The 11602-nt window shown below is 60.4% G+C and carries 10 protein-coding genes; 9 read left to right on the forward strand and 1 reads right to left on the reverse strand.

Annotated features, from left to right (window positions below):
• The 4 genes from AC0AP0_RS05020 to AC0AP0_RS05035 form a co-directional block, all read left to right on the forward strand.
• The coding region (locus AC0AP0_RS05020) for a large ribosomal subunit assembly factor BipA (protein WP_490429574.1) at positions 1 to 1025 on the forward strand (1025 nt) is incomplete at its 5' end.
• A 71-nt stretch (positions 1026 to 1096) separates the two neighbouring features.
• On the forward strand, positions 1097 to 1561 hold the full coding sequence (locus AC0AP0_RS05025; RefSeq protein ID WP_052733291.1) for a hypothetical protein: 465 nt from the start codon (positions 1097 to 1099) through the stop codon (positions 1559 to 1561).
• Positions 1558 to 2544, forward strand: a complete 987-nt coding sequence (locus AC0AP0_RS05030) for a prephenate dehydratase domain-containing protein (RefSeq protein ID WP_490429575.1) — start codon at positions 1558 to 1560, stop codon at positions 2542 to 2544. Before AC0AP0_RS05025 ends, AC0AP0_RS05030 begins: the two co-directional genes overlap by 4 nt.
• Positions 2545 to 2609: 65 nt before the next feature.
• A complete protein-coding gene (locus AC0AP0_RS05035) occupies positions 2610 to 3647 on the forward strand; it encodes a prephenate dehydrogenase (protein ID WP_490429580.1) in 1038 nt (345 codons plus the stop codon).
• Here the strand turns inward: AC0AP0_RS05035 and AC0AP0_RS05040 are convergent.
• Positions 3637 to 3909, reverse strand: coding sequence for a DUF6725 family protein (locus AC0AP0_RS05040; RefSeq protein WP_489932073.1), 273 nt, complete (start codon positions 3907 to 3909; stop codon positions 3637 to 3639). The two genes, AC0AP0_RS05035 and AC0AP0_RS05040, sit on opposite strands and share 11 nt — an antisense overlap.
• A 103-nt stretch (positions 3910 to 4012) precedes the next feature.
• Between AC0AP0_RS05040 and AC0AP0_RS05045 the strand changes: the two genes are divergently transcribed.
• From AC0AP0_RS05045 to AC0AP0_RS05065, 5 genes are all read left to right on the forward strand, one after another.
• Positions 4013 to 4945, forward strand: a complete 933-nt coding sequence (locus AC0AP0_RS05045) for a tyrosine recombinase XerC (protein WP_490429576.1) — start codon at positions 4013 to 4015, stop codon at positions 4943 to 4945.
• 150 nt (positions 4946 to 5095) lie between these two features.
• A complete protein-coding gene (locus tag AC0AP0_RS05050) occupies positions 5096 to 6772 on the forward strand; it encodes a peptide ABC transporter substrate-binding protein (RefSeq protein ID WP_490429577.1) in 1677 nt (558 codons plus the stop codon).
• 189 nt (positions 6773 to 6961) lie between these two features.
• Positions 6962 to 8632, forward strand: coding sequence for a peptide ABC transporter substrate-binding protein (locus tag AC0AP0_RS05055; protein ID WP_490429578.1), 1671 nt, complete (start codon positions 6962 to 6964; stop codon positions 8630 to 8632).
• 129 nt (positions 8633 to 8761) lie between these two features.
• Positions 8762 to 10423, forward strand: a complete 1662-nt coding sequence (locus tag AC0AP0_RS05060) for a peptide ABC transporter substrate-binding protein (protein WP_490429579.1) — start codon at positions 8762 to 8764, stop codon at positions 10421 to 10423.
• A gap of 190 nt (positions 10424 to 10613) precedes the next feature.
• Entirely contained in the window at positions 10614 to 11540 is a 927-nt protein-coding gene (locus AC0AP0_RS05065; protein ID WP_110412669.1) for an ABC transporter permease, read from the forward strand.
• Positions 11541 to 11602 lie beyond the last annotated feature (62 nt).

Consider the following 11602-nt stretch of genomic DNA (forward strand, 5'->3'; position numbering starts at 1 on the left):
GCGACATCGTGGCTGTGGCCGGTGTTGAGGACATCATGATCGGCGAGACCATCGTCGACCAGGACGATCCCCGCCCCTTGCCTCTGATTCACGTTGACGACCCGGCTGTCTCCATGACCTTCGGCACCAACGACTCGCCGCTGGCCGGCACTGAGGGTAAGGACCATAAGCTGACCGCCCGCATGCTCAAGGATCGTCTGGACCGCGAGCTGATCGGCAACGTCTCCATCAAGGTGCTGCCCACCGATCGGCCCGACGCCTGGGAGGTCCAGGGCCGTGGCGAGCTGGCCCTGGCCATCCTGGCCGAGCAGATGCGACGTGAGGGCTACGAGCTGACCGTAGGCCGTCCTCAGGTGGTCACCAAGACTGTGGACGGCAAGATTCAGGAGCCCATGGAGTCCGACACCATCGACGTGCCTGAGGAATACATGGGCGCAGTCACCCAGCTCATGGCCGATCGCAAGGGTCGCATGGAGACCATGACCAACCACGGCTCCGGCTGGGTCAGGATGCAGTTCACTGTGCCCTCCCGTGGCCTCCTGGGCTTTCGCACCGCCCTGCTGACCGCCACCCGCGGCACCGGCATCTCCTCGTCGATCTCCGCCGGCTACGCCCCTTGGGCAGGTGACATCAAGACCCGGCAGAACGGATCCATGGTTTCCGACCGCTCCGGCAAGGCCAGCCCCTATGCCATGCAGAAGCTCCAGGCCCGCGGTGAATTCTTTGTCAAGCCGCAGTCGCCCGTCTACGAGGGGCAGATCGTGGGGATCAACAACAAGCCCGGCGATCTGGACATCAACATCACCCTGGAGAAGCACATGACCAACATGCGTTCCTCCACCGCCGACGTGCTGGAGACCCTGACCCCGCCCATCGACATGAGCCTGGAGGAGTCCCTGGACTTCGCCAACGATGACGAGTGCGTGGAGGTGACACCCGAGTCCATCCGCGTGCGCAAGATCATCCTGGACAGGGACGCCTGGTATAAGTGGAACGCCCGTCAGCGCAGGGCCAACAATAAGTAAGCCTTCTATCAAAATCAGATCAGTCCGACCCGGCCGCCCCACGGTGACCGGGTCGGACTAGTCTTGAATCCATGAAGTCTCAGGTTTCCAAATCCAAGGACCAGACCGTCTCCCATTCGACGGGGGAGTCTGGCAAGGCAAGTCCCTTCCGTTGCCTGCTTGGCCTGCCCATCGGGCTGGCGGTGGGCGTGCTGGGTACTCTGGTCCAGCGTTCCGGAGCCGCTCAGGGTTTGCCCTGGGGGATGGTCCTGGCTTATCTGCTGGTGGCCCTGGCCGCCTGGTGGGTTCGTTGCGATAGCGGCACCATGGGCCTGGCCCTGCATCTGGTGGCCTCCACGGTCACGGTCTGGCTGCTCTCCATGCGGGGGCCGGGCGGCGATGTACTCATGCCCTATGCCAACTTCCCTACATTCTTTGCCAAGTATGCGGTCTTCCTCTGGATGGGCGGGCTGGTCCTGATCCAGACCTTGGCCATCTGCCTGCCGGCCTCCTGGTTTTCTGACGGCCCCTTGCGTCGTCAGGGGCGATCCGCATGAGCCAGGCTCTGTCAGAATCACCGGCGACTCTGCCCGACCGTATTCCCCTGCACTTCCTGGGACCCGAGGGGACCTTCACTCATCAGGCCGCCCTTGAGGCCGCCAACCTCATGGCAACAAGGCTGGGCTGCCAGGCGGATCTGAGGCCCTGTACGGATGCGGCTGCCATTGTGGCGTCCGTGGAGGAGGGCCAAGGCTGGGGAGTGCTGGCCTGGGAGAACAACGTGGAGGGCCATGTGGTGCCCAACATGGACGCCTTGATTGACGCTCAAGCGGTAGCGGGCTTCGGCATGGTCCGTCTGCCCATCGTTTTCGATGCCTTCGTCCGGGCCGACCATGGCACCCTGCGCCAGGTCGACGCCCACCCTCACGGACTGGCCCAGTGCAAGGGCTTCATCCAAGAGACCGGCCTGAATCCGGTGACAGCCAACTCCAACGCTGCGGCCTGCCGTGATCTGGGCTCCGATCAGGTGGCTCTGGGGCCGCGCATCTGCGGGAGCCTCTACGGGCTGGAGACCTATCGGCGTGAGGTACAGGACTATCAGGGGGCCCGAACCGACTTTCTTATGTTGGCTCCCCGGGATCAGGCCGCCGGGCTGGCACGCCGCCTGGCAGCGGGCGGTGATTTCGAGTCCATCATCACCTTTATTCCCCTGAATACGGGGCCGGGTGTGCTGGCCAACCTGCTGGACCGTCTGCGCGATGCAGGCTTGAACATGACCTCATTCATGTCCCGACCCATCAAGGGGCACGACGGGACTTACAGCTTCGTAGCCAGCATCGATGCCGCACCTTGGCAGAAGGGCCTGCATCAGGTTCTGGCCGACCTGCTGGAAAGAGGGGACTGGCTCAAGACACTGGCGGTCCATCCGCGCACCCCGCATCCAGCGCCCCCCATCCGTGAATGGATGCTGCCCAGGGCGGGGGCTTTCCGGGGTGAGGACCCCGATTCCGAGACGATCAACAAGGAGTTGTTATGGTAGATGAATCCGCGCCTTTCCCACATATGGACCTGTCTGGGCCCGAGCACATGCACCCGATAGCAGGCATGGCCGCCTCGCCGGTGCTGACCTCGGCCCACAAGATTGCCATTGCGGGGCTGGGTCTAATCGGCGGATCGCTGGCCCGACGCCTGGCCGCCCGGGGTCGATTCGTGATTGCTTGGAACCATAACGACCGTCCCTACGAGCAGGCCCGCAGCCAAGGGATCCATTGTGTGGACACCTTGGAGGAGCTGGCCAAGGGCAAAGCAGACGTGCTGGTACTGGCCACACCCTTGCGTGCCATGCCCGACGTGCTCAAGGCCTTGGCGCCGGTGCTGACCCGTGGTACCACCCTGACCGACGTGGGCAGCGTCAAGGGTCCGGTCCGCAGGCAGGTCGAACAGGCCGGTTTGGCCGATCGTTATGTAGGCGCCCATCCCATGGCCGGCAGCGAAGGTTCCGGCTATGAGGATTCGGACCCGGCCCTCTTGGAAGATGCCCTCTGGGCCCTCTGCGTCGATGAGCATACGGATTACAGCCGTTTCCTGACCGTGGCCGACATGATCACCCAGGGGCTGGGCAACCGGCTGATCGCCCTGGACGATGCCACCCATGACCGGGCTGCGGCACTGATTTCGCACATGCCCCATGTGGTGGCCACCGCCCTGGCCAACATGCTGACGAGGTCGCCTGACCGTCGTGTGGCCTCGGCGCTGGCGGCCGGGTCCTGGCGGGACATGACCCGTGTGGCCCTGACCGACCCGGAGCGGACCCGGGCCATGGTGGAGGAGAACGCCGACCAAGTGGCCGATCTTCTGGATGTCCTGGTCGAGAATCTGCAGAGCATAGCTTCTCTTTTGCGGGACCAGGAGCCAGAGGCCGATGAAAAGCGTCGGAACTTCTTCCTCCAGGCGGATCCCTTCCGGCGCTACAAGGTGGCCCTGGGCGACCAGGAGCAGATGCCCACAACTGATCTGGAATTGGATCTGCAGGAGGGTAACTGGCGGCAGGAGCTGCTGGATTCAGCCCTGCGCGGCGAGCAGGTCTCGGCCTTCCTGACCACCAGCCGGGCCCGGGTGCTGCACCCGCCGGTCATCGACTGAAATTCGGAGGGTCCGGGCGAGGCGAGCGGCGTTCCGGGACCGGCTTCAGCGCCACCATGTCTGTTGCCTGAAGGGTCACGCGTTCCCCGGGACGCGACCCATTGGCCGCCGGATCCCTGTCCAGGATCAGCCGCTGTCCGTCCCAGTCGACCACATGGCCCACGTAGTCGCGGAACTTGGGCCTTCCGTCTTTCGGGTCCGACCCCAAGGCAATCCTGACCACCAGCCGTGCTCCGACCGGTATGGTTGCTGGCAAACGCATGGCATCCACCTCCTGTGTCAGTATCGCCTGCGGCTGCGACGGGGGCGAAAACGCCTAGACTGTATTGCACATACCGCACAGCCAAGCGAAAGGAGCGCCCGTATTGGACCAGGATCTGCAGGACTTCACCGACTATCTTTCCCGGGTGGCAGGCAAGAGTCCCAACACCGTGCGTTCCTACCGGGCCGACTTGGCGGGCTTTCTGCATCTGATGCATTTGCATGGCATCAATGACCCTGCGCAGATCGACCTGGCCGCCATCAGATCCTGGCTGGCCCACGAGGCAACCACTCACGCCCGCTCGACCATGGCCCGGAAGACGGCGGCGCTGAGGTCTTTCTTCGGCTGGCTGAGCAGGCATGGCCGAATCAAGACCGACCCAACCCTGGCCTTGAGCAGTCCCAAGCAGTCCGAACACCTTCCTCGAATCCTGACGCATGACCAGGCCCGCACCCTGATGGATACGGTTGACCAGGATCCGGTTGAGCCCCGAGAAGACAAGAAAGTTCAGGCGGCCCTGCAGGTGCGCGATGCGGCCATGCTGGAACTGCTGTACGCCACGGGCATGCGTGTGGCCGAGCTCTGCGGACTGGACCTGGATGACGTGAACCGGCACAGCCGCACTGCAAAGGTTCTGGGCAAGGGGTCCAAGGAGCGGGTCCTGCCCTATGGCCTGCCTGCCGATCGCGCCTTGGACCGCTGGCTGCGGGAGGGGCGGCCGGTCCTGGCGGGCTCAACGGCCAAAGCGGCCCGCAAGGCAGGTCAGGCCCTCTTCCTGGGTCAGCTTGGCGGCAGGGTTGGCCAGCGGCAGGTCCGTAAGGTGGTTCATCAGGCGGCTGGCCAGGCTGGGGTACCCGACATCGCCCCCCACGCCCTGCGACACTCGGCCGCCACACATATGCTGGATGGGGGAGCCGACCTGCGCGAGGTTCAGGAGATGCTGGGCCACTCCTCCCTGCGGACAACACAGCGCTACACCCACGTCTCCATCGAGCAGTTGCGGGCCCGATATAGGCAGGCTTTTCCGCGGGCTTGAGATTCGGCAAATGAGACAAGTCTTGTCCTGTGAAACATCCTGGTATCAGAATGTGGCGTATCGCAGCCTACATGTCAGTCAAGGTACGTCAGTCCAGTACCGTCGAAGTGTATGCGCGAGGTTGAGAACCAGTTAAAGGGAGCAGCAGCAATGAAAAAGGGTTCAAAGCTTACGCTCGTGTCCGCGACCATCTGTGCCTTGGCGCTTTTGGCAAGCGGTTGCGGCAGTGGCAGCAGTACCAACACCGAGGGTGCCGAGCAGTCCTCCGGCAGCCGGTCCAGCAACAACGCCGTGGTCTCGGTCCATGGGTGTGAGCCGGCCCAGCCGCTCATTCCCAGCAACACCGTGGAGAGCTGCGGCGGGCAGGTCGTTGATGCCATCAACTCCAGACTGGTCCGCTTCGACGACCAGGGCAAGGCCCACAACGATCTGGCCTCGGAGATCAAGGGCAACGATGACATGTCCCAGTACAAGGTCACCCTGGTTGACGGACGCAAGTTCTCTGATGGCACCCCTATCACGGCCAAGTCCTTCACCAGGGCCTGGTCTTGGGCTGCCAATGTGAACAACGGCCAGCTGAATGCCAGCTTCTTCGCCAACATCAAGGGCTTCGACGATCTGCAGAAGCAGGGTGTGCCTGCGGATGCTCAGTTCTCCGGGTTGAAGGTTATCGACGACAAGACCTTCACCGTGGACCTCATCTCGCCCTCGTCCACTTTTCCCATTCAGGTGGGCTACGGCGCTTTTGCGCCGCTGCCTGAGTCCTTCTATAAGGATCCCAAGGCCTACGGGGAGAACCCGGTCAGCTCGGGTCCCTACAAGTTTGAGTCCTGGCAGCACAACGCCATGGTCAAGCTTCGCAAGAACAGCGATTACGGCGGGGAGGTCAAGGTTCAGAACGGCGGCATCGACTACAAGGTCTACACTGATATGGGTTCGGCATATTCCGATGTGCAGGCAGGCAACCTGGATGTGATCGACAGGATTCCAACCTCTGCTGTCAAGACTTTCATGACCGACAGCATGGTGCAGAGCTACAACAAGCCCGGCTCCGGTCTGCAGATGTTCACCATCCCCACCGCCATGGAACACTTTGGACAGGATCAGGAGGGTCATCTGCGCCGTCAGGCCATCTCCATGGCAATTGACCGCAAGATGCTGATTGACAAGGTTCTGGGCGGTCTGGGTGTGCAGCCCACCGACTTCACCGCACCGACTATCCCAGGCTATGCCAAGCACCTCAAGGGTTCGGACAACATCAAGTACAACGCCAAGAAGGCCAAGGAGTACTGGGCAAAAGCTGATGCCATCAGCAAGTGGCCTGCTGACAGGAGCTTCCGGATGCTCTACAATGCCGATGGCGGTTCCAAGGACTTCTATGACGGCATGGCCAACTCCATCAAGAACACGCTGGGCATCAAGGCCGAGGCCACCCCTGTGCCCACCTTCAGTGAGTTCCGTGGCAACATCAAAAAGCGCCTTTACAATGATGCGGCCTTCAGATCCTCCTGGTCGCCTGACTATCCCTCGCCTGAGAGCTACCTGATGAGTAACTTTGCCAGCTCTGCGGCCGATGGCAACGGATCCAACGACGGTGACTACAAGAATCCGAAGTTCGACTCGTTGCTGAAGCAGGCTGCCATGGCCAAGGACACCAATGAAGCCAACAAGTTCTTCCAGCAGGCCGAGGAGATTCTTCTGCAGGACATGCCTGCGGTGCCGCTCTACAACCCCACCAACAATGGTGCGTCCGCCAAGAAGGTCCATGGGATGCGTCTGGGCTGGGACGGTTATCCGATCTTCGCGGAGCTTTCCAAGGACCAGTGATGACAAGTAGCTGCGGGCCTGAGACCGGCAAATGAGATGAGACTTGCCTTACGAAACATCTTCGTACCAGAATATGGCGTATTGTGGCTTACACGTCGGTCAGGGATCTTTGAGGTTCGGTCATCCTAGTGTCCTTGGTTGTAGACGTGACGTTGACACTCAATAAACAAATAAATAAAGGGAGCAGTAATGAAGAAGGGTTCACAGCTTACGCTCGTATCCGCCACTATCTGCGCCTTGGCGCTTTTGGCCAGCGGCTGCGGCAGTGGTTCCGACACCAAGGGCGCACAGCAATCGTCCAGCAGCCAGTCCGGCAATAATACTGTCGTTTCAATCCGTGGGTGCGAGCCGGCCCAGCCGCTCATTCCTAGCAATACTGTGGAGAGTTGCGGCGGCTCGATCGCTGACGCCATCAATTCCAAGTTGGTCCGCTTCGACGACCATGGCAAGGCCCATAATGATCTGGCCTCGGAGATAAAGGCCGATGACGACATGACTCAGTATAAGGTCACCCTGGCTGATGGGCGCAAGTTCTCGGACGGTACTCCCATCACGGCCAAGTCCTTCACCAAGGCCTGGTCCTGGGCAGCCAATGTGAACAATGGCCAGCTGGGATCCAGCTTCTTCGCCAACATCAAGGGCTATGACGATGTGCAGAAGGAGGGTGCGCCTGCCGATGCCCAGCTGTCCGGCCTGAAAGTCGTAGATGACAAGACCTTCACCGTGGATCTAAGCTCGCCTTCCTCCACCTTCCCCATCCAGGTGGGCTACACTTCCTTCGCCCCGCTGCCCGATTCCTTCTATAAGGACACCAAAGCCTACGGTGAAAATCCTGTCAGCTCGGGTCCCTACAAGTTCGATTCCTGGCAGCACAATACCATGGTCAAGCTCCGTAAGAACACCTCCTACACGGGTGATGTCAAGATCCAAAACGGGGGCATCGACTACAAGATCTACACCGATATCGGCTCGGCCTATGCTGATGTACAAGCAGGCAACCTGGACGCGATCGATACCATCCCTACTTCGGCTCAGAAGACCTTTATGACCGACAGTTTGGTCAAGGGCTACAACAAGCCCGGCTCCGTCCTGCAGATGTTCACCATCCCCACCACCATGGAGCACTTCGGCCAGGATCAGGAGGGCCACCTGCGCCGTCAGGCCATCTCCATGGCTCTGGATCGCAAGATGCTGATTGACAAGGTGCTGGGCGGTCTGGGTGTGCAACCTACCGACTTCACCGCGCCGACCATCCCTGGGTACTCCAAGAAACTCAAGGGTTCCGATAACTTGAAGTACGATGCCAAGAAGGCCAAGGATGCTTGGGCCAAGGCCGATGCCATCAGCCAGTGGCCTGCTGACAAGAGCTTCCAGCTGGTCTACAACGCCGATGGCGGTGCCAAGGACTTCTATGACGGCATGGCCAACTCCATCAAGAACACGCTGGGCATCAAGGCCGTGGCCACTCCTGTGCCCACCTTCAGCGAGTTCCGTGGCAACGTCAACAAGCGCGCCTACAAGGATGCAGCCTTCCGGTCGGCCTGGTCGCCTGACTACCCCTCGCCTGAGAGCTACCTGTTGAGCAACTTCGCCAGCTCGGCTGCCGACGGCAACGGGTCCAACGACGGCGATTACAAGAACCCCAAGTTCGACGACCTGCTGAAACAGGCTGCCAAGGCCAAGAACACTGACGAAGCCAACAAGCTTTTCCAGCAGGCCGAGGAGATTCTTCTGCAAGACATGCCTGCGGTTCCGCTCTACTATTCCAATAACAAGGGTGCGTCAGCCAAGAATGTGCAGGGATTGGTCATGCGTTGGGACGGCCATGCGAACCTTGCGGAGTTGTCCAAGAAGAAGTAATGATCGTGCCGGAAACGGCATAATCCGTCGTCGCCGACCCGGCCGGATTCGCAGCAAAGCGAATTCGTGCCCGGGTCTTATGTACTGGCGACGGATTTGGGAAACCAACTAAAGGAAAGAGCAGTATATATGAAGAAGCAATCGGCCCTGACCATTGCTGGTGCCGGACTGTGCGTCATGGCGCTCACGCTGAGCGCCTGCGGTGGATCCGGTGGATCCGACTCTTCTGCTAAGGGGACCAGCGGTGGCAGCTCAGATGCCATCATCTCGGTCTTCAACCCTGAGCCGGCCAATCCACTCATCCCCAGCATGACCAACGAGGTGGGCGGCGGCAACCCCATCGATGTCATGTTCTCCAAGCTGGTCCGCTTCGACGACAAGGGCAAGCCAGCCAACGAGATCGCCAAGCAGATCAAGGCCAACGAGGACAACACCCAGTACACGGTGACCATCAACGACGGCTGGAAGTTCTCGGACGGCACCCCGGTCACCGCACAGTCCTTCACCAAGGCCTGGTCCTGGGCATCCAGCATCGCCAACAAGCAGCTGGGCTCCAGCTTCTTCGCCAACATCAAGGGCTATGACGATCTACAGAAGGATGGCACCCCTAGTGATGCCCAGTTGTCTGGCCTTAAGGTCATCGACGACAAGACCTTCACCGTGGATCTGACCTCGCCCTCCTCCACCTTCCCCATCCAGGTGGGCTACACCGCCTTCGCGCCGCTACCTGAATCCTTCTACAAGGACACCAAGGCCTTCGGCGAGAAGCCGGTGACCGTGGGACCTTACAAGTTCAAGTCCTGGGAGCATAACAAGTCCATTAAGCTGGTCAAGGATCCTTCATACAAGGGCGGCGTCAAGGTCAAGAACGGCGGCGTTGAGTTCCGCGCTTACACCGATGCCACAGCAGCCTACCGCGACGTTCAGGCCGGCAACTTGGACGTGCTGGATACCCTGCCTGCCTCGGCTCGCAAGACCTTCCAGACCGACAACACGGTCCAGGCCATCAACGACCCGGGCTCGGTCATCCAGATGTTCACCATCCCGACCTACATGAAGCACTTCGGCCAGGATCAGGAGGGCAAGCTCCGTCGCCAGGCAATCTCCATGTCCATCGACCGGCCAACCATCATCAAAAAAGTGCTGTCCGGAACTGCCAAGGAGGTCCACGATTTCACCGCCCCTGTCATCCCCGGCTATTCAACCAGCATCAAGGGATCCGACGTGCTCAAGTACAACCCGTCCAAGGCCAAGGAGCTCTGGGCCGAGGCCAACAAGATCTCCCCATGGGGCGAGGGCGACACCTTCAAGATCGCCTACAACGCCGATGGTGCCCATAAGGAGATCTACGACGCCGTCACCAACTCCATCAAGAACGCCCTGGGAATCCAGTCTTCAGGCAATCCTCTGCCTACCTTCAGCGAGTTCCGCTCCAATGTGCAGAACCGCAAGTTCACCGACTCGGCCTTCCGCTCCGGTTGGCAGCCTGATTACCCCTCGCCTGAGAGCTATCTGTCCAGCAACTTCGCCAGCTCGGCCGCCAACGGCAACGGGTCCAACGACGGCGACTACAAGAACCCCGAGTTCGACGACCTGATGGACAAGGCAGCCTCCGCCAAGGGTATTGACGAGGCCAACAAGATCTATCAGCAGTCCGAGGAGCTGCTCTTCCGTGACCTGCCCGCAGTCCCGCTCTACTACCAGAATTCCAACGGCGTGGCCGCCAAGAACATCAAGGGATTCTCCTTCAATTGGAAGGGTGTCCCCGCTTACTACAACATCAGCAAGTGAGGTGACGGGAGCCTGAATCCCGCACCTTAAAACTGACACCGCCCGGGCCGGCGCGGAAGGATTTACTCCGCGCCGGCCCTGGTGTTCTTACACCCCTGTTGAGGTGTGCTGGTAGACTCAAACAAGAATTTTTGCGGCGGCCTCGATCCCCATGCCGATCCCGGTCGCGGATGACAAAGGAGAATAGCCGATGGGAAAATATCTTCTGCGACGTATTCTGCAGATGATCCCCGTCGTTCTCGGCACGACACTGCTGATATACGCGCTGGTCTTCGCGCTTCCTGGTGACCCTGTGGCCGCCATGTTCGGGGACAAGCCGGTCAATCAGGCCGTTGCCGCACAGATACGTTCGGAATATAATCTCGACAAGCCCTTCATCGTGCAGTATGTGCTCTTCCTGAAGAACGCGCTGACCCTGAACTTCGGCAACACCTTCGCCGGTCAGCCCGTGATCAGTGTGATCGGCAGGGCTTTTCCGGTGACTATTAAGCTGGCCTTGATGGCCTTCGTCTTCGAGGGCATCTTCGGTGTGATCTTCGGTATCATCGGCGGCCTGACCAAGGGCAAGTGGTCGGACAACATCATCCTGGTCCTCTCCCTGCTGTTGATTTCGGTGCCTACCTTCGTCACCGGCTTCATCCTGCAGTACCTGTTTGGTGTCAAATGGCATCTGCTGCCAGCCACGGCCGGAGCCAATCCGGGCTTTATTGATCTGCTCATGCCGGCCATCGTGCTGGGTTCGGTATCCATGGCCTCCATCATCCGTCTGACCAGAACGGAGATCACTTCCAACATCTCTGAGGATTATGTGCGCACGGCCCGGGCCAAGGGCATGAGCAACCGATCCGTCATCGTCCGGCATGTATTGCGCAACTCCCTGATTCCCGTAGTCACCTACTTGGGCGCTGACATCGGTGGACTCATGGGCGGGGCCATGATCACCGAGCGCATCTTCAACATCCAGGGCGTGGGCAACACCCTCTACCAGGCCATCCTGAGGGGCGAAGGCACCCTGGTGGTTTCCATTGTGACCATTCTGGTCCTGATCTTCGTCATCACCAGCCTCCTGGTCGACCTGCTCTACGCAGTGCTCGATCCGCGAATCCGGTATGCGTGAGGGAGAGGGACCGACTATGAGTGAAACGGCAATGAACGAGTCAAGCGAACAGAACGAAAGCC

It is taken from the genome of Bifidobacterium sp. POST2/T3 (B1) (assembly GCF_058197115.1).